The sequence below is a fragment of the Niveispirillum sp. SYP-B3756 genome (genome assembly GCF_009495745.1).
Taxonomy (GTDB): Bacteria; Pseudomonadota; Alphaproteobacteria; order Azospirillales; family Azospirillaceae; genus Niveispirillum.
Genome location: NZ_WIDQ01000016.1, coordinates 1 through 21,207, shown reverse-complemented (window position 1 = coordinate 21,207; position 21,207 = coordinate 1). Strand labels below are relative to the sequence as shown.

At 64.6% G+C, this 21,207-nt stretch carries 20 protein-coding genes; all 20 read right to left on the bottom strand.

The window, feature by feature from the left end; genetic code table 11:
• Positions 1 to 521: 521 nt before the first annotated feature.
• On the bottom strand, positions 522 to 1,580 hold the full coding sequence (gene hypE / locus GE253_RS21245; RefSeq protein ID WP_153206153.1) for a hydrogenase expression/formation protein HypE: 1,059 nt from the start codon (positions 1,578 to 1,580) through the stop codon (positions 522 to 524).
• Positions 1,577 to 2,716, bottom strand: coding sequence for a hydrogenase formation protein HypD (gene hypD, locus GE253_RS21240; protein WP_153206152.1), 1,140 nt, complete (start codon positions 2,714 to 2,716; stop codon positions 1,577 to 1,579). Before hypD ends, hypE begins: the two co-directional genes overlap by 4 nt.
• Complete coding sequence (gene hypC, locus GE253_RS21235) at positions 2,713 to 3,003, bottom strand: HypC/HybG/HupF family hydrogenase formation chaperone (RefSeq protein WP_153206151.1); 291 nt, start codon at positions 3,001 to 3,003, stop codon at positions 2,713 to 2,715. Before hypC ends, hypD begins: the two co-directional genes overlap by 4 nt.
• A gap of 86 nt (positions 3,004 to 3,089) precedes the next feature.
• Entirely contained in the window at positions 3,090 to 4,604 is a 1,515-nt protein-coding gene (locus GE253_RS21230) for a sigma-54 dependent transcriptional regulator (RefSeq protein ID WP_153206150.1), read from the bottom strand.
• A gap of 3 nt (positions 4,605 to 4,607) precedes the next feature.
• Positions 4,608 to 5,612 carry a hydrogenase nickel incorporation protein HypB gene (hypB, locus tag GE253_RS21225; protein ID WP_153206149.1) on the bottom strand — a complete coding sequence of 335 codons (1,005 nt, stop codon included), beginning with the start codon at positions 5,610 to 5,612 and terminating at the stop codon, positions 4,608 to 4,610.
• Positions 5,612 to 5,953 carry a hydrogenase maturation nickel metallochaperone HypA gene (gene hypA / locus GE253_RS21220; RefSeq protein ID WP_153206148.1) on the bottom strand — a complete coding sequence of 114 codons (342 nt, stop codon included), beginning with the start codon at positions 5,951 to 5,953 and terminating at the stop codon, positions 5,612 to 5,614. The genes hypB and hypA overlap by 1 nt, the downstream gene beginning before the upstream one ends.
• 1 nt (position 5,954) lies before the next feature.
• Positions 5,955 to 6,860, bottom strand: coding sequence for an uptake hydrogenase HoxC (locus GE253_RS21215; protein WP_153206147.1), 906 nt, complete (start codon positions 6,858 to 6,860; stop codon positions 5,955 to 5,957).
• Positions 6,860 to 7,699, bottom strand: a complete 840-nt coding sequence (gene hybE / locus GE253_RS21210) for a [NiFe]-hydrogenase assembly chaperone HybE (RefSeq protein WP_153206146.1) — start codon at positions 7,697 to 7,699, stop codon at positions 6,860 to 6,862. The genes GE253_RS21215 and hybE overlap by 1 nt, the downstream gene beginning before the upstream one ends.
• Positions 7,696 to 8,523: a hydrogenase expression/formation protein gene (locus tag GE253_RS21205; protein WP_153206145.1), complete on the bottom strand. Its 828-nt coding sequence runs from the start codon at positions 8,521 to 8,523 to the stop codon at positions 7,696 to 7,698. The genes hybE and GE253_RS21205 overlap by 4 nt, the downstream gene beginning before the upstream one ends.
• An 89-nt stretch (positions 8,524 to 8,612) precedes the next feature.
• On the bottom strand, positions 8,613 to 9,002 hold the full coding sequence (locus GE253_RS21200; protein WP_153206144.1) for a hydrogenase: 390 nt from the start codon (positions 9,000 to 9,002) through the stop codon (positions 8,613 to 8,615).
• Positions 9,003 to 9,016: 14 nt separating this feature from the next.
• Entirely contained in the window at positions 9,017 to 9,337 is a 321-nt protein-coding gene (locus GE253_RS21195) for a HypC/HybG/HupF family hydrogenase formation chaperone (protein WP_153206143.1), read from the bottom strand.
• A complete protein-coding gene (locus GE253_RS21190) occupies positions 9,337 to 9,966 on the bottom strand; it encodes a HyaD/HybD family hydrogenase maturation endopeptidase (protein WP_153206142.1) in 630 nt (209 codons plus the stop codon). Before GE253_RS21190 ends, GE253_RS21195 begins: the two co-directional genes overlap by 1 nt.
• 285 nt (positions 9,967 to 10,251) lie before the next feature.
• Positions 10,252 to 10,998, bottom strand: coding sequence for a Ni/Fe-hydrogenase, b-type cytochrome subunit (gene cybH, locus GE253_RS21185; protein ID WP_153206141.1), 747 nt, complete (start codon positions 10,996 to 10,998; stop codon positions 10,252 to 10,254).
• An 11-nt stretch (positions 10,999 to 11,009) separates the two neighbouring features.
• Positions 11,010 to 11,579, bottom strand: a complete 570-nt coding sequence (locus GE253_RS21180) for a HupE/UreJ family protein (RefSeq protein WP_211101536.1) — start codon at positions 11,577 to 11,579, stop codon at positions 11,010 to 11,012.
• A 14-nt stretch (positions 11,580 to 11,593) separates the two neighbouring features.
• A complete protein-coding gene (locus tag GE253_RS21175) occupies positions 11,594 to 13,405 on the bottom strand; it encodes a nickel-dependent hydrogenase large subunit (RefSeq protein WP_247878798.1) in 1,812 nt (603 codons plus the stop codon).
• Positions 13,405 to 14,520: a hydrogenase small subunit gene (locus GE253_RS21170; RefSeq protein WP_153206139.1), complete on the bottom strand. Its 1,116-nt coding sequence runs from the start codon at positions 14,518 to 14,520 to the stop codon at positions 13,405 to 13,407. The genes GE253_RS21175 and GE253_RS21170 overlap by 1 nt, the downstream gene beginning before the upstream one ends.
• 223 nt (positions 14,521 to 14,743) lie before the next feature.
• Positions 14,744 to 17,080: a carbamoyltransferase HypF gene (gene hypF, locus GE253_RS21165; RefSeq protein ID WP_153206138.1), complete on the bottom strand. Its 2,337-nt coding sequence runs from the start codon at positions 17,078 to 17,080 to the stop codon at positions 14,744 to 14,746.
• Positions 17,080 to 18,531 (bottom strand): nickel-dependent hydrogenase large subunit, encoded by a 1,452-nt coding sequence (locus tag GE253_RS21160; protein WP_153206137.1) that lies wholly within the window; start codon positions 18,529 to 18,531, stop codon positions 17,080 to 17,082. Before GE253_RS21160 ends, hypF begins: the two co-directional genes overlap by 1 nt.
• On the bottom strand, positions 18,528 to 19,538 hold the full coding sequence (locus GE253_RS21155; protein WP_153206136.1) for a HupU protein: 1,011 nt from the start codon (positions 19,536 to 19,538) through the stop codon (positions 18,528 to 18,530). The genes GE253_RS21160 and GE253_RS21155 overlap by 4 nt, the downstream gene beginning before the upstream one ends.
• A complete protein-coding gene (locus tag GE253_RS21150) occupies positions 19,535 to 20,833 on the bottom strand; it encodes an ATP-binding protein (protein WP_247878796.1) in 1,299 nt (432 codons plus the stop codon). The genes GE253_RS21155 and GE253_RS21150 overlap by 4 nt, the downstream gene beginning before the upstream one ends.
• Between the last annotated feature and the right edge of the window lie 374 nt (positions 20,834 to 21,207).

Sequence of the window (21,207 nt, the reverse complement as noted above, 5' to 3'; positions counted from 1 at the left end):
CCAGCTAGTAGCGGGCGGGTCGGCTGTCCTCCAGAGTGATGGTGTCAACAGCGGGGTCCGGCTGGATCGGCCTCAAGCCTCATTGGAGGATGTCCATATAACAATATAACAGCACCCACCGTGCCAATGATGCTGAGACTTTCCCTCACTGAAAGATTACCCTTTTGGGTATAGGAGAATGCTCACGCGGTTATGCGAACCAATCCATCCCCATCCTCCGCAGTGGCCGGAGCCGCCCCCGAGGAAGGCCGGAGGCCGACGACAGTGGCGGCACCGGCCACGGCATCGCCTGAAATGGTTGCCAAGCCCGAGCGGGCGCATTTCCACAGCGGCTCGTTGCGACGAAGGCAGATCGACCACGGCGCAACCGAACACGCCGACGGCAAGGTCCGCCGGCTGGCCTATGGCGACAGAGATCGGTTCGCGGATGTTTCGGAACGACAGTGTCGGGTTCCTCCAGGCCAGGCCAACGCGTTCTGGAGCAGACGGATCCCGCAGGAGAAAAGCCGCCGATGACCGTGTCAGCAGATGCGCGGCAGTTGTTCGCCGACCAGCATATCGACGATGCGGCTGCCACCGAACAATGTTCTCATCTCCACCCGTCCCGCCGGCCCCTGGCTGACCTTGCCGATGGCCACCGCATCCTTGCCCTCCGGCACCGCGCGCATCGCTGACAAGGCCGCGTCCGCCTCCTCCGGCGGGACGAACAGGACCAGCGTGCCTTCATTGGCAAGGTATAGCGGGTCGAAACCGAGGATCTCACAAAAGCCCCTGATCTCCGGCCGCAACGGCAGTGCCGTTTCCTCCAGAACGATGCGCGTTGCGGACGACGCCGCGATCTCGTTCAGCGCGGCCGCCAATCCGCCACGCGTGGCGTCACGTGCGGCGCGCAGGTTGGGTGCAGCCGTCAGCGCCGCCTCCATCAGCCCGTTCAGCGGCGCGCAGTCGCTGACAATATCGGTTTCAAGCGCCAGATCGCCGCGTGCCGCGAGGATAGCCGCGCCATGATGGCCAAGAAAGCCGTTGACGATGACGACATCGTCGGGCCGGACCCGATGGGCACCGATATCCCGCCCCCTGGGAATGATCCCGATCCCCGATGTCGTGACGAAAAGCTTGTCGGCCGCCCCCTTGGCGACGACCTTGGTGTCGCCTGTGACGATGGCGACGCCAGCGCGGTCGGCTGCATCCCGCATCGACGCGGCCACGCCGCGGAGGATGTCCACGTCGCAGCCCTCCTCGATGATGAAAGAGGCCGAGAGCCATTTCGGCACCGCCCCGCCGACAGCGAGGTCATTCACCGTCCCATAGACCGCCAGCTTGCCGATGTCCCCACCCGGAAAGCTCAGGGGATCAACGACGAAGCCATCCGTGGTGAAGGCCAGCCGGCCGCCATCCAAAAGCTCAGGCGGTGGCATCAGCCGGGCCTGATCCTCCATCGTGCCCGTCTGCGCATTGTAGAAGGTGGAGATGAACACATCCTCCACCAGATCGCGCATCGCCTTACCACCGCCGCCATGGGCCAGCGTCACCCGCGTGGCCTTCGTCCGGTGGAAAGTGGGCCTGGTTCCGTCCTTCATTCCGCCGCCTCCTGGCGGACGCCGCCATATTGGTAATAGGCGGCACACGCCCCTTCGGATGACACCATCAAGGCGCCAAGCGGTTGTTCGGGCAGACACTCGGTCCCGAATTTCGGACAAGCGGTCGGCTTGGCCAAGCCCTTGATGACATCGCCGCAGCGACAGCCGTCCGGCTCCCGTCCGGCGGTCTTGCCGGCGCCATAGCCGACCCCGAACTTCTGTTCCGCATCATAGGCGGCATAGGCGGGCCGGATCTTGACCCCGGAATGATCGATCTCCCCCAGCCCGCGCCAATCGAAACTGTCACGCGGCTCAAAGACCGTGTCGATCGCGGCCATGGCCTGGGGATTGCCATCCTCCAGCACCAGACGGGCATACTGGTTTTCGATCTCGGCGCGGCCCTCGGCCAGTTGTTCCAGCACCATGCTGATGGATTGCAGCAGGTCCAGCGGCTCAAAGCCGGCGATCACCAGCGGCTTGCCGAACTCCCCGGCAATGAAGCGATAGGGTTTGGCACCGGTGATCATAGAAACGTGACCGGGGCCGATGAACCCGTCGATGCGCATCTGCGGGTCCTGCAACAACGCGCGCAGCGGTGGCGGCACCAGGATATGGTTGCAGAACAGAAAGAAATTGCTGACCCCGTCGCGCGCAGCGGTCAGCACGGTCAGGGCCGTCGCCGGCATCGTCGTCTCGAAGCCCAGGCCGAAGAACACGACCTGCCGGTCGGGAAATTTGCGCGCCAGGGCCAAAGCATCCAGGGGGGAATAAACCATGCGGATGTCGGCCCCGTCGGCCTTGGCCTGCATCAGGCTTTTGCGGGTTCCCGGCACGCGCATCGCATCGCCGAAAGTAGTGAAGATCACCTCTTTCCGTTCCGCGATCTCGATACAATCATCCACCCGGCTCATCGGCAGCACACAGACCGGGCAGCCGGGCCCATGCAGGAATTCCAGGCCCGCCGGCAGCAGCCGGTCCAGGCCGTAGCGGAAGATCGCATGGGTGTGGCCGCCACAGATTTCCATGATGGCGATGGGCTTTTCCTCCGTCCCGCCGGCGAGCGGCACCAGTTTTTCAATGTGGGCGATCAGGTGGCGGGCCAGGATGGGATCGCGGAATTCGTCGACATATTTCATGATGCCGTCTCCAGCGTCCGGGCGGAATGGCGCATGGCCGCGATCTCCTCCTCCGCCTCGCCCAGTTGGGCCAGGGCGGCCAGGGTCAGGCGCGCCTCCTCCGCATCGATGATGCCCATGGCAAAGCCGACATGCACGAGCACCCAGCAGCCCACCACCGCGTCGGGCCGGCCCGTCACCACGCAGGTCAGGTTGACCTCACGCCGCACCCCGGACACATCGACCAGCCCCATCAGGCGTTCCGGATCGGTGATGGCGATCACCCGGCCGGGAATTCCAAGACACATGGTTTCCTCCTGCGCCCATTGGCGCCTTTTTCTTTGCGGCCCCGCGGCCGGGCCTGGGCGGCCGCCCTGACTTGCGGCCGCCGGCATCAGTTGATGGGCCCGCCCATCAAATCATCATGGTCGGATAGCAGGATGGGCACGGCCCCCTCCGGCTCCAGAATGCCATAGCGGTCCAGCTTTGACCGCAGCCCGACCCTGGACAGGCCCAATTCCTCCGCGGCGCGCGACTTGTTCCAGCGGTGGCGGGCCAGTGTCTCCCGCAGGATGCGGGCCTCCATCCGTTCCACCCGGTCCTTCAGATCGCCATTGCCGCCAATCAGCCGCTCGACATTGTCGTCACCATGCTCGCTGGGGCCGGCGGCCAGCAGGACGTGGCGCTCGATCAGATCGGCGCCCAGCACAGGGCTCTCGGCCAGCATCAGCATACGCGTGATCTGGTTCTCCAACTCACGGATATTGCCAGGCCAGCGATAGCGGGCCAATGCCTCCAGCGCCTCCCGCGAAAAGCCCTCTACCGGCTTGCCATGGCGGCGGGACGCCCGCGACAGCAGGGCAAAGGCGATGGCCTTGATATCGACCCGCCGTTCGGCCAGCGACGGCACCCGGATCGGCGACACGGCCAGACGGAAATAGAGATCCTCGCGGAAGCGGCCGGACCGTGCCTCCGCCAGAAGGTCACGGTTGGTCGCGGCGATGACGCGGACATCCACGCGCCGCGTCTCGTTGGCACCCACCGGCCGGATCTCGCCCTCCTGCAGGAACCGCAGCAGTTTCAACTGGAAGGCCGGGGTGGTGTCACCAATCTCGTCCAGCAGGATGGTCCCGCCATCGGCCTGTTCCAGCAGACCGACACGTGTGGAATGGGCACCGGTAAACGCTCCCCTGCGATGGCCGAAAAGCTCGCTCTCCAGCAACTCATCCGGGATTGCACCGCAATTGACGGCATAGAAGGGCCGGTCCGACCGGCGGCTGGCATAATGGATGGCCCGCGCGATCAGTTCCTTGCCCGTGCCGCTCTCCCCCAGGATCAGGGCCGGAATGTCGAACCGGGCGATCCGCTCGGCCAGTTTGCAGACATCGTTCATGGGCGATATCGGGGTGCGGACGATGATGTCGAAATTGTACGCCCGCAGCACTTCTGCCTTTTTCGCCGTCAGCCGCTGTTCCACCGAGGTTTGCAGGAGTTTCATTTCCAGCGACAGCCGGTCATGGTCCCGCTGCAACTGATAGAGGCGTACACCGTTGCGCGCGGCGATGGTCAGTTCGTCGGGATGCCAGGGCTTGGCGATGAACTGATAGATGCCGGCCTCGTTCACCGAGCGGATGATGTCACCGACATCGGTGTAGCCGGTGATGATGATCCGCATGACCTCCGGCCAGCGCCGCCGCACCTCCGACAGCAGTTCGACCCCCGACATGCCGGGCATCCGCTGGTCGCAGAAGACAACCTGTATCCACTCATTCTCCAGGATTTCCAGCGCCCGGTCCGCGGTCACGGCACAGAACACCTGGAATTCGTCTTCCAGGATGCGCTCGATCGCCTCCACCGAGCGCGGCTCGTCATCGACGATCAGAATGGCAGGCAGGCTGGATCTGGCCATCCCTCACTCCCCGGCGGCAAGACGCAACCGCGCGACCTGGGCCTCCGCCACAGCGATGGACCGGGCCAGAACCGCCTTGCGGCGATTGTCCAGCCACTCGACCCAATCAGCCAAGCCTTCGCCGGTCCGGGCGGAGACGTGCAGGATGTCGATCGTCGGGTTGATCCGCCGCGCATTGGCGGCACAGGCGGCCATATCGAAATCCAGATGCGGCAGAAGATCGGTCTTGTTCAGGATCATCAGGCTGCTGGCCGCGAACATGTCGGGATATTTCAGCGGTTTGTCCTCGCCTTCGGTGACCGACAGGATGGCGACCTTGGCCTCCTCCCCCAGATCGAAGGCCGCAGGGCAGACCAGGTTGCCGACATTCTCGATGAACAGGATGCCATTGTCAGTCAGGCCCAGATGATCGATGGCATGACCCACCATATGCGCATCCAGATGGCAGCCTTTGCCCGTATTGACCTGGATGGCCGGCACGCCGGTGGCCCGGATGCGATCGGCATCGTTGCTGGTCTGCTGGTCCCCCTCAATGACGGCGACCGGCAGGCGGCCCGCCAGGGCGCGGATGGTGGCGACCAGCAGGCTGGTCTTGCCCGACCCGGGGCTGGAAACCAGGTTCAGCGCCAGCGTGCCCGTCCCCTGCAGCCGCTGCCGGTTCCGCGCGGCATAGCCGTCATTCTTGGCCATGATATTCTGCTCGATCTCGATCATCCGTGCCTGCGACAGGCCCGGCGCATGGGCACGGGCAGGACCCGTGCCGTAATGCAGGTCGCCAGACTGGCTGTCCGCTTGCACCGCCACAGATGCAGGGGAAGGACCATGATCGTGATGGTGATGGTCATCGCCATGATGATGATGGTCGTGGTGGTCATGGTCATGGTCATGACCATGTTGGTGGTCGTGGTGATGATGGTGACCATGACCGTGGTGGTGGTGCCCGTGCTCGCCCCCCTTCCCGTCCTCGATCTTCGCGCCCTCACCGGCACAGCCGCAAACCGTACACATCACATGACCTCCAGATCCTTGATGCGGAGTTCGTCCCCGCCGGTAACCGTGACCCTGGCGCCGCCGCATCCGGGACAATCAATATCCCTGCGCGTCACCGGGAAGGAATTCGAACAATTAAAGCACCAAGCCTTACCCTCGCGCTCCAGGATTTCAAGCGCTGCCCCTTCGGCCAGCGTGCCGCGTGTCGTCACGTCGAACCCGAAACGCAGGGCCTCCACCTCCACCCCACCGAAACAGCCGATCTCCAGCCTGACCTTGGTGACGCGCGAAAACCCCTCCCGCCGAGCACTGGCCTCCAGCGCGGAGACGATGCTCTCACAGATGGACAGTTCGTGCATGTCAGGCGGCCTCCCGTTCGACCTGGACTGGCAGGCAAGGGTCCGCCGCGGACAGGGCGATCGCAAGCACCTTTTCGCGCAATCCCGCCGGTGCTGCCAGGGCGGCGGTCAGCAGGTGCTGCAAAAACCCGTCGGGCCCGCCCATCGCGCCGGTCGGCGTCTCGATGGTGTAGGCCTGGATGATCCCGCCTTCCACGCGCACCCGGTGGATCAGCCGGCCGCGTGCAGCCTCCACCACCCCGACACCGTCCACCCCCGCCCGGAAACGGGGGGCGTGATGACCCGTCGTCAGCTCGACGATCAGCCGCGCCGCCTCGCGCAGCCGGGCCAGCATACGCAGGGCCAGGGTGACGCCCCCCCGCGCCTGTTCCGACGCGATCAGCGGATCGTCGGTACAGCGGGCGAAGTAGGTGGGGTCGGCCGCGACCGGGCCCGGGCCGGGCGGAACCGGCCAGTCCGCGACCAGCCGGAACATGGCGATGGGCCCGGCGGGAGCAGCATGGGGCCCGATATCATCGATCAGCAGGAATTGCGCGGCCGGCATCCCGAACAGGTCCCGTTCCAGCCGCAGCAGACGATCGGGTGTCAGGGCGCCCAGGCCGCGCAGGGCCGCACCGTCCGGGGACAGGCCCAGCGCCACCGGCCAGTCGCGCAACATGACCAGTGCATGTTCGCCCAGGATCTCCTGGGCCAGCAGCCTTTCATCATCCGGCCGCGGCTGCCGCCCCAGCGCCAGCAGGGCCGCCAGCCGGTGGGCCGAGGGGCAGAGATTGTGCAACAGGATCACCAGACGCAACGCTTCATCGGGGGTCCGGCCCACAAGCAACCGTTCCCGCCCCGTACCCGGCCAATGGCCGATCCGGACCTTGTCCCCCTGCACATGGATCGTCAGGCGCGGTTCCCCCATCACGCCGCATCCTCGCCGGGCTTGTTTTGGCCCAAGGTCAACAGGGCGCGGCGCGACGGCACCGACTCCACCACCGCGACCGGGGCGGCCGCCGTCTCTTCGACAGCTTTCGTGCGGTCGGCCTCAGCAGCCAGATCGGCCTCCCGCAAGGCCCGGATCTCGCCGGCGCGGTCATCCTCAGCCGCCCGGCTGGCCGGGTCGAACAGGGCGGCCATGACCATGCGGGCCGTGTCGGTCGCCTGCAACTGGCTGGAAAAATCCTCCATGGGCGAGAACAGGGAGCAGGCGAAATAGGGCCCCGTCGACGGGCGCTGGTTGAAGACGAACTCATAATCGCCCGAGGGGAAGGTGAAGATATGCTTTTCCCCCGTCTTGAAATGGCCCCAATCGTCCTCCGGCCCCGGCATCAGCACCAGATTCATGAACCAGGGCACGACCAGCACGCCCAGAATATGCCCGTCCCAGGGACGGAAACCGATCGCCTCCACCGCCAAGGACCGGTTGGTGAAGGGCGTGTCGCGCATCTTGTTGTCATGGATGTCGCGAAAGGCGTCCGTCAGTTGCCGGGCCTTTTCGATGGCCAGCATGGCCAGGGTCGGCGCCGCGGGGACAGGGGCGGTGCCGGCATGGACCACCATGAACTGGTCCCGCTCCCCATCGCATTGCGGGCAGCGCCAATCGTCCGGCAGGGCCGAAAAGGGGGTGCCGGCCTTGATCTGCCGGGTGTCGTCCCCGATGGCGGGGTCATAGACATGCCAGCAGATCTTGCATTCAAGGACGGCGTCGGGCGCGATCTTGCCGGCGTCGCCCAGATAGGAGCCCTCGAACCGGGCGCTCATACCAGGGCCTCCGCCACCTCGGCCAGACGCTCGGCACTGTCGGCGATATCCTCCGGTGCAGCCAGCGCCACCTCCGGCACCGACGTTACCTCGATGGAATCCAGGATCAGCGCGTCCTGGGAGTTGTAATAGCGGACCCGCCAGATATTGGGCCGGGCCGTCTGTTCGATACGGCAATTACCGTATCCGCGCGACAGGATGGTGACGGGACCGCGCCCCAGCACCCGATCCAGATAGTCGAGATCCTCCGGCGTGTGCGGCAGCAAGGTCAGGTTGATGGCATGGGGGGAGCCGCCGGCCCGGTGCTGCGCCGCGTGGTCCAGCAGTTCGGTCAGGATGGCCGGCGCATTGACCACCCCCAGGTCCGGCATGGGTGGCTCCGGCACGGCAATGGGGGGGCTGTCCAGCACCGCAGCCGGGATGGCCCCGATCTCGATATGCTCGCGGCCATTCTCCGCCACCCGCCATATCCCGGCAAAAACCGACTCCTGGATATCGATCTTCCTGGCCCCCCGGATGGCGATGGCAACCTCCCCCTCCCCCATCGCATCGGCCAGAATGGACCGGGCACCGGCATCAAGGGAGGCGATATCGCGGCGGATCACCCCGCCGGCTTGGGTCCAGTCACCGGCATCCTGCGCCAGCGTGGTCAGCATCCGGCAGGCAGCGGAAGCCTTCAACGGATCGTCCACCATGGGGAAATGCGGTTCAAAGACCCGCATGCCCGACGGCATGGCTAGATAGGCAAGGTCCTCGCCTTCTTCGGGGCCGGGCTGGCTGCCCGGACCGAAACCCACCGGCGGAAACATGAAATTGGCGGCCATTATGGAACTCCCAGTCGGTGGGGGCCGGCGCAAAGGCAGGGGCGGAACCGGGGCCCGGTTCGCCGCCCGCACCCGATCCGGTACAGCGGTCAATGCAGGGCGCGCGGGGCGGCCGGACGATCCAGGATCGTGGCGATTTCGGACAGATAATCGGCCCAGTCCCGGACCTTGGCGATGGCGCCCCGCATCTCCCCATCCTTCAGGAAGATCAGTGACGGCACGGGCCAGATATCGAAGCGCTCTTTCAACGATTGTTCGATGGAACGGTCGACGACGGCGGGATTAAGGCGGCCGGCAAAGGCCCGCTGCAATTCCGGCAGGATCACCGCCAGATCGTTCGTTTCCAAATTCTTGACCGGATCGCCCGTCAGGAACAGCACCCGTTCACCGGCTTCGGCCAGGATGTCGTTCAGGTTGCTGGCATCGACACGCGGATAATGCAGTTCATCGACCAGCCGGTCGATCAGGGGGCTTTCCATGCCCTTATCCTCCCTTATGCTGTTTCAAGACCCTGGCGGCGGGCGGCTTCCAGATGCGGCGGGAGGCTGGGTTCGCGGTCGGCCAGGTCGGCGAAGAATCCGTCCAGCGACCGGCCGGCGGCCACGGCTTCCAGTGCGGCCAGCGCATCGCGCATTTCCGCCGCCTCGGCTTCCGGCACCAACCGGCGGGCGGCCCCCAGGAAGACCAGCACATGGTCACCGACGGCGGCGTCGGGCACCAGGCGCAAATCCACCTCCAGCCGGCCGTCGCGCCCCGCGCACCAGCCATTCTCGCCACGAACCTCCAGGATTTCCATCGGCTCCCCGATGCACATTATTCGGCCCCCCGCAGGGCCAGCACACGGATATCGCCCTTGCGATAGGCTTCCGTCTCGCTGGGCCGCCCCTCCTCATAGGCTTGGCGATGCAGTGGATCGGGTCCGAGACCGGGCGTCACCGGCGCACCCCCGTCACGCGGGGCCACCTTCACCCCCAGCCGCGTCAGTTCCGCCACCGCGATGGCGATGACCCGGTCCAGGGTTGCGGCCACCACCGGGCGCAGGGAACCGCCATAATCCTCGATCTCCTCCGGCTGCACACCGATCAGGACGACCCGTTCCGGCTCCCAGCCCAGCAGCAGGGCGCTCGCCAGCACCTCCTGGAAGCCGGTTTGGTGCAGTGACATCTTCTTGGCGCTCATGAAAGCCGGGACGTCCTTGTCCTCGATCAGACGCACCGTGCCGGGGTCCAGGCCATAGTCGATGGCATCGAAGATGATCAGGGCCCGGCAGTCCTGGATATGCGGCAGCAGATACATGCCCTGCGTTCCGCCATCCATGACGGTCACCCCGTCGCCGCACGCGTAGCGACGGTCGAACTCCTCGACGGCACGCACGCCGAAGCCCTCGTCGGCCCATAGCAGATTGCCGATCCCCAGAACGAGAATCTGGTTTGCACTGTCCAACCGGTCCCTCCCCAGGTACCAAAGTGGCAATTTTCTTTTCAGTTGCCTGTCACCTACTTATCAAATCGCGTGCCAATTGCAGCCCCATGCGCTCGGCCCTGTCCGATCAATGCGTTAGGGAAATTATTCCATGTGCAGGCATTGGCAGGTGTGAAAAGTTTCTATCCACTTCTACAGCCAATCCGGAAAGAAAAATGGCGGCCAGCGGCCGCCAAGTTGCTCAGGAAGGAACGGTTGAAAACAGCGCTGCCGGCCCGCCGTGATGACACGAGGGAAAGTCCGGCATCAGTCCGGATCATCATCCTTGAAGGTCCGGTGACCGGAAACCATCGTCGACACGATGCTCTGGCGGGACATGATGTCCTCGCGGATGGCGACATAGACATGGATGATCACGAAGATCAGGATGAACCACATGCCCAGATGATGCAGCGTGTGGACATCCATGCTCTGACCGGCCAGTGGGATGACCCAGCCGAACAGACGATTGGCCCAGCTTCCGGGCTGGCTGCCTTCGCCATACAGGGCAAAGCCCGTGACGATCATGAAGATCGACCCCAGCGTGATGAAGACGAACATCGCCATCTGCGCCAGCGGATTGTGCCCGATATATTTCTTCGGCTGCTTCTCCAGGAACAGGTACCAGCGGATTTCCGTCAGCACTTCCAACCACCAGGACGCCTTCCAGACGGTGGGCGCGAACAATTGCCGTGCATGGTGATTGCCGACAAACGCCCAGTAAAGCCGGAAGACGAAGCCGATGGCGAAGATATAAGCCGCCGCGAAATGGGCGAAGCGGATGTAGCCCATCAGGAAATTGGCACTGGCCTCCCCCGACATGGTCGGCAGCGGCGTGCCGATGAAATAGCCGGTCAGGGCCAAGGTGGCGATGGCAAAGGCGTTGATCCAGTGCCACAGCCGCACCGGCGCCTCATAGACATAGACGGAGGTGGTCCGTGCGGTGACCGACTTGTCCGTCTCGTCGAAATCCGACGCGATGACAGGGGCTGGGAAAGGCTCTTGGACACTCATGATAGCCTCCCTCAGCCGGCAAGCATGGCGATACCGGCCAGTGCCACAGCACCCCCGGCCAGCGGCACGGCATGACGGACAGCCGCCAGCCGCCAGCCAGCAAAGCCGCCCGCCGCATGCAGCAGCGCCGTCGCCAGCACGAAGCCGCCGACATAGGCCAGGGCCGAACCATTGGCTTCCACCGCGTGGGCATGGCCGTGGAACAGGCCGGCGGCGAAGGTCAGGGTACCGGCCAGCAGCAGCGGCAGCCGCGCCTTCAGCGCCAGCGCCCCGCCGAACAGCACCAGGCTGAGGGCGATCAGGCTTTCCGCCCCCGGCAGGCCCGTGCCGCTGAAGCCCAGCACGGCGCCGGCCAGCATGCCGCCGACAAAGCCCATGGGCAGGGCCAGTCCCTTGCGTCCGCCATATTGCGCGGCCCACAGACCGACCGCGACCATGGCCAGTAAATGGTCGGCGCCCAGGAACGGGTGGGCAAAGCCGGCGGGGAAGCCGGCGGTGACATCATGGCCCGGATGGGCGAAGGCCGGGCTTGCCATCAGAGCAGCGACGGTCGACAGGCCGGCGATCTTGAGAAACTTCATGGTTTTATCCTCCCTCAACGGACCGTGACGGTCGCCAGATCCTGTCCATCTTCGCTCATCACATGGGTGGAGCAAGCCAGACAGGGATCGAACGAATGCAGCGTGCGCAGAATTTCCACCGGCTCTTCCGGCCGCTCCATGGGTGTGTTCAGCAAGGATGCCTCAAAGGCGCCGATATTGCCGGCCGGATCGCGGGGCGAGCCGTTCCAGGTGGTCGGCACGACACACTGGTAATTCTCGATCTTGCCATCCTTGATCTTGATCCAGTGACCCAGCGCGCCGCGCGGGGCAGCAACGGTGCCCACGCCCTTGGCCTCCTTCGGCCAGGTCGCCGGGTCCCACTTCGCCACATTGGCCGTGGACCTGTCGCCGGCCTTGATATTGGCGATCAGCCGGTCGAAGTCCTCCAGCATCATGGCGGCGCAATAATGCGCCTCCAGTGCGCGGGCCAGCGTGCGGCCGATGGTGGAGGGCAGAGCCTGCTTGGCCGTCAGCTTGGTGCCGGCCAACTGGTTGAAGGCGGCCAGGGAGCTGTCGACCTGATCCTTCACGAACGGCACACCCTGGGCATAGGCCAGGATATAGCGGGCCAGCGGGCCCACTTCGACCGCATGACCGCGCCAGCGCGGCGACTTGATCCAGGAATATTTCCCGCTCTCATCCAGTTCCTGGATGGCGGTCTTCGTGCCCTTGAAGTTGGGGCCGAGTACAAAGTTGGGCTCCGTGATGCCGTCCCAGGGGTGCAGGCCCTTGGCCTCGTCCGGATATTTGTACCAGGAATGCTGCACAAATTCCTGGACCTGCGCCGGATCGGTGGGGTCGACGGGATGCACCTCATCCCAATTGCCGCCCAGGATGACGCCGCCCGGCAGTTGGTCGGTGGACTTGTCATAGGGGGTGCGGGCGTAATCGCCGTAATCCATGACATTGGTCGCGGCCAGACCACCGCCATGCAGCCAGTTCTTGTAGAAGCTGGCGATGGCGATGACATCGGGCAGGTAGACATTCTTGGAGAACTCGTACGCCTCCTTGAGGCGCCGATGCACGAAATTCAGCCGTTCCATGTTCAATGGCGCGCCGGCCGCCAGGTCACCATCCAGGTTGATGGCGCAGGGCACGCCGCCGACCATGTAATTCGGGTGCGGATTCTTCCCGCCGAAAATGGTGTGGACCTTGACGATCTCCTTCTGGAAGTCGAGCGCCTCCAGATAATGCGCCACCGCCATCAGATCGCCCTCGGGCGGCAGCTTATAGGCGGGGTTGTCCCAATAGCCGTTTTTGAAAATGCCGAGCTGACCGGATTCAATGAACTTCTTCAGCCGGTTCTGGATATCCCGGAAATAGCCCGGCGACGACATCGGATGGGAGGGCGACACCATCTGCTGCAATTCAGACGTCGCCTTGGGATCGGCCTTCAGCGCATTGACCGGGTTCACCCAGTCCAGCGCGTGCAGATGGTAGAAATGGACGACATGGTCGTGCCATTGCAGCGTCTTCGCCATGATCTCGCGGATCAGATAGGCGTTCAGCGGGATCTTGATGTCCAGGGCGTTTTCAACCGCGCGGACAGAGGTCAGGGCGTGGCAGCCCGTACACACACCGCAGATGCGCTCGACAAAGGCCCAGGCGTCGCGCGGATCGCGGCCTTTCAGGATGACTTCCAGCCCGCGCCACATCGTGCCGGTCGACACGGCGTTGCGGATGACATTATTGCTGTCGACATTCACCTCGCACCGCATATGGCCTTCGATGCGGGTGACCGGGTCCACGACAATGCGCTTGCCAGAAGTGTCCAGGGAGAAGCCGTTGGCTGTCTGTATGGTCATCAGACGGATTCCTTATCCTTGGCGACGCCATGGCCGCCTGCGCCATTGCCGTTCTTGACCTGCGCGCGCTTCAGGGCGCTGACCGCGGCGTGAAGCGCCACGGCACCGCCGACACCGGCTGCGACCGTGCCGCCGATCTTGTCGGCATTGGCCTCAATCCCGAACTGGTGGATGTCCTGCAACCGGGCGTACCAGGAACCCTTGTCCCAGAAGCCGTCTTCCGAACAGCCGATACAGCCATGGCCGGCCTGGATGGGGAAGCTGGTGCCCTCGTTCCAGCGCACCGTGGAGCAGGCATTATAGGTCGTCGGTCCCTTGCACCCGACCTTGTACAGGCAGTAACCGCGCCGCGCCCCTTCATCATCGAAGGATTCGACGAACTGGCCGGCATCGAAATGGGGCCGGCGGTAGCATTTGTCGTGAATACGCTGGGAATAGAACATTTTCGGCCGCCCGGTCCGATCCAGTTCCGGGATGCGGTCGAAGGTCAGCATATAGGTGATGACACCCGTCATCACCTCCGCGATCGGCGGGCAGCCCGGCACCTTGATGATCGGCTTGTCGGTGATGACCTGATGGACCGGCGTCGCCCGCGTGGGATTAGGCCGGGCCGCCTGGACACAGCCATGGCTGGCGCAGGACCCCCAGGAAATGATGGCCTTGGCGTGCTTGGCGGCGTGGCGCAACTGATCGACAAAGGGCTTGCCGCCGACGATGCAGAACATGCCATCTTCGTTCAGCGGCGGGTTGCCCTCCACGGCCAGGATATACTGGCCTTTGTAGCGTTCGATCGTGTCTTCCAGGGCCGCTTCGGCCTGGTGCCCGGCCGCCGCCATCAGCGTGTCGTCATAGTCGAGAGAGATCATCGACAGGACGACATCCTTCACCAGGGGGTGGGCCGAACGGATGAAGCTTTCTGAACAGCAGGTGCATTCCAGACCGTGCAGCCACAGCACCGGGGTGCGGGGCTTCGTTTCCATGGCGTTGGCGATAGTGGAGGTGAATGCCGGCCCGAGGCCGAGCGCCGTCGCCGTCAATGAACAGAATTTCAGGAATGAGCGTCGCGTAATGCCCTGGCGTCGCATGACGTCGTAAAATGTTTCCGTGGGCTGCATGGAATGCCTCCTCCCGCACCGGTTATTGACCCGGGGCCGCCACCCCAGGTTTGACGGCTGCCACAGCAATGCCTGTGCCAGGGGAGAGATGTCTTTATTTTACAAATGGTTAGATGGGCCTGCCGATAGTGCTCCGGTATTACCGCTTTTCGCCTGCCGGGCCGGTTTGGAAAGGTGCTTTCCAGGAACGTCGCCAGTACGGCAAACAGGTGGCAGGTGCAGGTCAGGTCCCCGCCATCGCCTGCGCCGCCGCGATGGCGGCCTGTCCATAGGCAAGACCGCCATCATTGGCCGGCACCTGGCGCTGGGTCAGTACCGGCAGCCCGCAATCGGCCAGCCGGGCCAGCAGCAGTTCCATCAACAAGGCATTCTGCATCACGCCGCCCGACAGCGCGATGGCGCGGGCCTGATGGCGGCGGACCAGCACGACCGCGAGGTCGGCGCTGGCAGTCGCAAAGCCACAATGAAAACGGCGCGCCACCAGGGCCGGTGAAACACCACCGGCCAGATCTTCCAACAAGAGCCGCCACATCGGCGCCGGATCAAGCCGCGCCAAGTCCCCTTCCATCCGGATGGCAAAGGCATATCCATCCTCGTCGCCCCTGCCGGCCAGAGCGGGAAATGTCCGGGCCAGACTTTCCAATTCCATGGCCGATTGCCCTTCGAAGCTGACCCGCGTGAAGGCGCAGCCCAGCGCGGCACCCACCGCGTCGAACAACCGACCCACAGAGGAGGTCAGCGGCGTGTTGATGCCCCTTTCCATCATGCTGAGAATGGCGGTCACGGGCTTTGCCGCCAGGACCGGGCCAAGGCCCGCCCGTTCCAGCGCCGCCAGGGCCGCGTCGGGGGTCGAGAAGGCGGAAACCGTCTGGGCCAGAAGATTGCGCCATGGCTCCCGCACGGCCGCCGCCCCACCCGGAAGCGGAAACGGCGTCAGGCTGCCCACACGGGTGAAGTCCGCATAATTCGCCAGCAGAAACTCCCCTCCCCAGACGGTGCCGTCCGGCCCGTGGCCGGTGCCGTCGAACGCGATGCCAAGCACCGCCCCCCCATCCCGCGGCCAGCCGTTTTCCGCCATGGCAGACGCGATGTGCGCGTGGTGATGCTGCACCTGGATCAGCGGAAGGCCCTTCGCCTCCGTCAGTTCCTGCGCCTTCAGGGTCGATCGGTAACCGGGATGCTGGTCACAGGCGATCAGCGACGGACGGTGGTCGAACAGGGTCGCATAATCGTCAATCGCCTTTTCGAACTCGGCATAGGACAGCGCATCCTCAAGATCGCCGATATGATGGGACAACAGCGCTTCGCCATCGGCAAGCTGACAGATCGCCGATTTCAGCTCGCCCCCCAGGGCCAGGATGGGCGGGGCACCGGCGAAGCCCGGCGGCATTTCCAACGGCGCCGGCGCATATCCCCGCGCCCGGCGCAGGACGCGGCGGTCACCGCCGACAATGGTCGCCACGGAATCATCCAGCCGCCGGGCGATATCGCGGTCATGCAGCAGGAAGCCATCGGCGAAGGCAGCCAGCTTCTCCAGCGCCTCCTCATTGCCGATGACCTGCGGTTCACCGCTCAGGTTGCCACTGGTCATTACCAGGGGCCGGTTCAGCGCCAGACAGAGAAGCTGATGCAGGGGCGTCGTCGGCAGCATCCAACCCAGAATGCTGAGACGCGGTGCCACGGCGGGGGCCAACCCGGTCTCTCCCCCCAGCCGGTCCAGCAACACGACCGGCCCCGCCGGCTCCGACAGCAGGGCCAGATGACCCGGCGTCAGCCGGCAATGACGTCCGATCATCGCGGCATCAAGGCCCATCAGGGCAAAGGGCTTGTCGGGACGCCGCTTGCGCTGGCGCAGTGCCATCACCGCCCTCTCGTCGGTCGCATCGCAGGCAAGATGAAATCCACCCAGCCCCTTCAGAGCCAGGACGCCGCCGGCACGGATTGTCTCAACCGCCAGCGCCAGGGGATCGCCCGCAATGAGGTGCCCTTGCCTGTCGCGGAACGTCAGCTGCGGCCCGCAATCGGGACAGGCAATAGGCTGCGCGTGAAAGCGCCGGTCGGCGGGATTCTCATATTCGCTGCGGCAGACCGGACACATCGCGAAATGCCGCATACGGGTGGCCGACCGGTCATAGGGAATGGCGTCAACGATGGAGAAGCGCGGCCCGCAATGCGTGCAGTTGGTGAAGGCGTAACCATGCCGACGCTCCCGCCTGTCCATGATTTCCGCACGGCAGGCGGCACAGAGGACGGCATCGGGCGTCACGCCGGTCTTTTTGGTTCCACCCTGCGTCTCGACAATCGAAAACCCGGCGGGCGGGGCCGCGAAAACGAATGGCCGGCGCTCGACAGAACGGATGCGGGCCAGCGGGGGCGCCTCTGCACGGATCGCCGCACAGAACGCGTCAAGATCGTGGCCGGTCGCCCTGATCAGGACGCCCTCACCATCGTTCAACACCTCTCCGCGAATGTCGAAACGAGCGGCGATCTGCCAGATGAAGGGACGGAAGCCGACCCCCTGGACAAGCCCGCGCACGCGGATCTCCGCCGCGTCATCCATCAATGCACCGTGCAAACCATGCACGGATCAAAGGAACGCACCACATGCTGAACCGAAACGGGCGTCGTTTCGCCGGGCAGAACCGGCGCGCCCATCAGCGCCTCCTCCACCGGTCCCGGCTGGCCAGACTGGTCGCGGGGGGAGAAGTTCCAGGTAGTCGGTGCAATGATCTGGTAGGAGGCGATGCGCCCCTTTTCGATACGCAGCCAATGGCCCAGCGATCCGCGCGCCGCTTCCGTCAGTCCCTCCGCCTCCACGGTATCGGGCAGTTCGAATGGGGTGATGAAGGGTTCGCCCGGAACCATCGCCCTTATCCACTCCTCCAGCGCCAGCGTGCTGATGGCGATCTCGACCAGCCTTGCCACGACACGCGCCCGCACATTCCCACGGCCCCCCATCAGCAGCGCCGGCGCCAGCGGCCGCCCTTCCACCACCAGCCGGGCAAGCGCGCCGACCTCCATGGTCTGGCCGGACAGGCGCGGGGCCTTGCACCAGCTATAGCCCGCCGCCATCTCCTCATCCGGCACGGTCAGGCCACGCGACGGATGCGCCGTGTCCCCCAGCATCCAGCTATGGGACAGGTCTTCGGTGATGGCTGCCGTATCCAGGGGACGCCGCCGCCCTTCCTCCACGATGCCCGGCGCCAGCAGATGCGCGCCGTCGCGCGGATAGGCACCAAAGGACATGAAGCGCGGCGGCCCCTTGCCCATCTCCGCCAGGCCAAGATCGTCAGCAATGGTCAGGAACAGCCGCAGGAAGCCCGCATCGCCGGCACGATGCCAGACATCAAGATCGCCAAGGCTGCCCAGGGCGGCGACATTGTCCAAGCTGTCGCCGAACAGGTTCTGCTCCAGCCATTGGCGGAACCGCCGGACGATGGCCAGCAGCCGGATGCGGTCACGGGCGTCGGGCGCGCGGGTGGTGCCGCCGGGCTGCACGGACAGCGTATGCGGCCATTTCCCGGCCAGCAGGCCCATGATGTGCAGCAGTTCCGCACGGGCCTGGATCGCCGCCTTGACCGCCTCGCCCCGCTCCGCCTTGAAATGGCGGACCGCAGCCTCGTGCCAGATCCGGCCCTCATAAACGGGCCGCGCGAAGTCGGCCATGAAGAAGACGTGGAAATGCGTCAGATGGTCCGCGATGTTTTCCGCCGCATGGATGACAGCCTGCGCCAGTTCGCCGTTGGGCGGCGGGCGCACACCCGATGCGGCGGCCAGGGTCCGGGCGACGGCAACCGACTGCGACACCGAACAGATGCCACAGATGCGCGGAACGATGGTCATGGCATCGCGCGGGTCCTTGCCTTCCAGAATGCGCTCGAACCCGCGGAACAGTGGCGAATTCGCCTCTGCCCGCGTGACCTTGCCGCCATCAATATCCAGGCGGATTTCAAGATCGCCTTCGACCCGGTTGAACGGACCGGCAATGATGCGTCTGCTCTCTCCATTCATCGCCGCGTCGTGTCCTTTACCGCGGGCGGTTGCACGATACGGTCCGCACGGGCATTGACGCGCAGCCGGTTCGGCGTCGCGGCCTTGGACAGGGACGCCAGGGCGATGAACCAGGCCTTGGGCATGTCGGTCGGCAAGCCAATCGGCACCCCGCCAAACTTGGGCGTCTCGGTGAAGCTGCGACCCGGTTCCTCGAATTCAGGGGCCGTGCAATTGATGCAGGGATAGCCGCCGCTGGTGCAGGAACCGCTGCCATTCCAGGGCCGGGTGTTGCAATCGGCATGGGCCTGCGTGCCAAGGCAGCCCAGATGCTCCATCATGCAGCCAAGCTCCGAAAGCTGTTCCGCGCTGGCCTTGAATTCATAGAATTCATTGCGGGAACACCCATGATGGACCAGATGGTCGGCAAAGAAGCGCGGCCGCCCGAACCTGTCCAGATCGGCCGGCCCCAACCCGTCTTCCGCCAGCATCATCAGCGTTTCCAGCACCCAGCCGGGATGGGTCGGACAACCGGCGACATTGATCACGGGCAGGCCGGCATTGCTGCGGAAGCTGGCGCCCAGCGCGCCGCCTTCAAGGTCGCCATCATATTGCAGGCCGCAGGCGTCGGCCGGATTGCTGCCGGCAGACGTGATGCCGCCATAGGCCGCACAGGTCCCGATGGCAACAGTATGGCGGGCCCTGGACGCCAGAAGCCGGACCCAGTCCAGCATGGGCCGGCCCGTGCCGGCCAGCATATGGTAACGCCCGCTGCCATTGGGTCCCCGGACGACGGAACCTTCAAAGCACAGGATATCCAGGCTCCGCCGCCCTTCCACGATGTCCGCCAGCAGGCCCGTCACCTCATCGGCACTGGCCTCGCTCAAGGTCGGATGCCACAGCAGGTCGATGCCGAAATTGTTGAACGTGTCGAACAGGCCGGGTGCTTCCGCGCACATCATGGACATGGTGCAGCCACCACACCCCGCCGATTGCAACCACAGAAGGGTCGTCTTGCGTCGGGTCATCTGGATCGCGCCCCGTCTGGCCCGCTATCTTGATTTCCGGCAATCGGCAATCGGATGGAAAAGACGGCACCACCGTCGGGGACATTCTCCGCCCCCAACTGACCGCCATGTTCCTCGATGATCTTGTAGCTGATGGACAGGCCGAGGCCGGTTCCCTTGCCCACGGGCTTCGTCGTGAAGAAGGGTTCGAACAGTTTGGTCCGTGCCTCCGCCGAAATGCCGGGACCATTGTCGGCGATGGTGATGACGGCCTCGTCCCGTTCCCTGCGGATGGCGACCGACACATGTTGTTCAGTCTGGCTTTCGATGCTGTCGCAGGCATTCTGGACGATATTCATCACCACCTGCTGGATATGCCCGCTGCGTCCCACGATCTCCAGCCGGTCGGGAACGTCGTAGCTCAGCGTGAAATGCCGGTCCCGCCCCTTGACGACCCAGCCAATCGCGGTCTGCACCGCCGCCACAAGGTCGAACCGCTCGCTCTGGCCACGACCATCGGCAGAAAAGCGCCGCAGTGATTCCACGATGTCGCGGACCCGCTCCGCCCCCTCCAGCGCACCGGAAATCGCCTCGCGCAGGCGGCTGACAGCCCGGTCGACATTCAGATCCTCGCGCAGGGCGATCAGTTCTTCGCGCGGCGCACCTGACCAGACCTTCTGGAAATAGGTCTCCAACCGTCCGACATAGCGTTCCAGCGCATGGGCATTGCCATAAACAAAACTGATCGGATTGTTCAGCTCATGGGCCACACCCGATACCAGCCGGCCAAGCGATGCCATCTTTTCCGCATGGACAAGCTGGGCCTGGGCCGCCTTCAGTTGTTCGTGCGCCGTATTGAGGCTGGCATAGGCGCGTTTCACCTCGCCGACAGGCCGGCCGATCAGCACAACCCCCATCACGCGGCCCCGTGCGTTAAGCCGCGGTGCGGCATGCACCTCGATCGGCACCTCTCCATGCCGGCCGGCCAATGACAGCTCCCGCGCGCCCATCGGTTTGCACCCCGCTGCAAGTCTCAGGATTTCCTGCAACGCGGTGGCACTTTCAGGGATGAAGATGGTCTGGATGGGTTCTCCCTCCAGCCCGACCTGCTCACGACCAAGCAGGAGTTCCAAGGCCCGGTTGATCTGCAGGATACGGCCGGTCTGATCGCAGACAATCAAAATGTCGGTCATCGCACCCAGAACGGAATCCATGAATTGGCGCATGGATTCAAGATCGGCGTTCTTCTTCTCCAGTTCCACCTGATAGGCGAGCAGGTCGGCATAGGTCTCGTCCATCTTCTGAAGGACGTCCATCCAGGCCGATTCCATTATTGAGGACGTGTCGGGATCGACACCCGTCGCCATCGCGAGACCCCGTGCGCTTCCATCGTATGGAAGCTAGAACGCCCATCCCTCAAATGCAATCTTCGAAAATTCCCCGCCCTTGCCGGAGGCCTATCCGCCGGGCAGATAGGAGGCTGCATCAGCCTCGGCCAACTGCGGGATGAGCCATTCCCGTAGCGCCGTCAGCCTGTAGGTCATCAGGTCGCTGTTGAGGGTATCTGGACTTGCCCTGGCAAAGTGGAGAGCCATCATCCTAAAATTTGGGTTTGATGGAGGTTTTGATGGTTCGAGTAAAGCAGGTCAAGATCACGGCGGAATTCAAGCGAGATGCGCTGCGGATTTTG

Coding starts and splice junctions, on each gene's coding strand:
- hypE (WP_153206153.1), bottom strand. CDS start 1,580: ATGAAGGACGGAACCAGGCCCACTTTCCACCGGACGAAGGCCACGCGG.
- hypD (WP_153206152.1), bottom strand. CDS start 2,716: ATGAAATATGTCGACGAATTCCGCGATCCCATCCTGGCCCGCCACCTG.
- hypC (WP_153206151.1), bottom strand. CDS start 3,003: ATGTGTCTTGGAATTCCCGGCCGGGTGATCGCCATCACCGATCCGGAA.
- GE253_RS21230 (WP_153206150.1), bottom strand. CDS start 4,604: ATGGCCAGATCCAGCCTGCCTGCCATTCTGATCGTCGATGACGAGCCG.
- hypB (WP_153206149.1), bottom strand. CDS start 5,612: ATGTGTACGGTTTGCGGCTGTGCCGGTGAGGGCGCGAAGATCGAGGAC.
- hypA (WP_153206148.1), bottom strand. CDS start 5,953: ATGCACGAACTGTCCATCTGTGAGAGCATCGTCTCCGCGCTGGAGGCC.
- GE253_RS21215 (WP_153206147.1), bottom strand. CDS start 6,860: ATGGGGGAACCGCGCCTGACGATCCATGTGCAGGGGGACAAGGTCCGG.
- hybE (WP_153206146.1), bottom strand. CDS start 7,699: ATGAGCGCCCGGTTCGAGGGCTCCTATCTGGGCGACGCCGGCAAGATC.
- GE253_RS21205 (WP_153206145.1), bottom strand. CDS start 8,523: ATGGCCGCCAATTTCATGTTTCCGCCGGTGGGTTTCGGTCCGGGCAGC.
- GE253_RS21200 (WP_153206144.1), bottom strand. CDS start 9,002: ATGGAAAGCCCCCTGATCGACCGGCTGGTCGATGAACTGCATTATCCG.
- GE253_RS21195 (WP_153206143.1), bottom strand. CDS start 9,337: ATGTGCATCGGGGAGCCGATGGAAATCCTGGAGGTTCGTGGCGAGAAT.
- cybH (WP_153206141.1), bottom strand. CDS start 10,998: ATGAGTGTCCAAGAGCCTTTCCCAGCCCCTGTCATCGCGTCGGATTTC.
- GE253_RS21180 (WP_211101536.1), bottom strand. CDS start 11,579: ATGAAGTTTCTCAAGATCGCCGGCCTGTCGACCGTCGCTGCTCTGATG.
- GE253_RS21175 (WP_247878798.1), bottom strand. CDS start 13,405: ATGACCATACAGACAGCCAACGGCTTCTCCCTGGACACTTCTGGCAAG.
- GE253_RS21170 (WP_153206139.1), bottom strand. CDS start 14,520: ATGCAGCCCACGGAAACATTTTACGACGTCATGCGACGCCAGGGCATT.
- hypF (WP_153206138.1), bottom strand. CDS start 17,080: ATGGATGACGCGGCGGAGATCCGCGTGCGCGGGCTTGTCCAGGGGGTC.
- GE253_RS21160 (WP_153206137.1), bottom strand. CDS start 18,531: ATGAATGGAGAGAGCAGACGCATCATTGCCGGTCCGTTCAACCGGGTC.
- GE253_RS21155 (WP_153206136.1), bottom strand. CDS start 19,538: ATGACCCGACGCAAGACGACCCTTCTGTGGTTGCAATCGGCGGGGTGT.
- GE253_RS21150 (WP_247878796.1), bottom strand. CDS start 20,833: ATGGACGTCCTTCAGAAGATGGACGAGACCTATGCCGACCTGCTCGCC.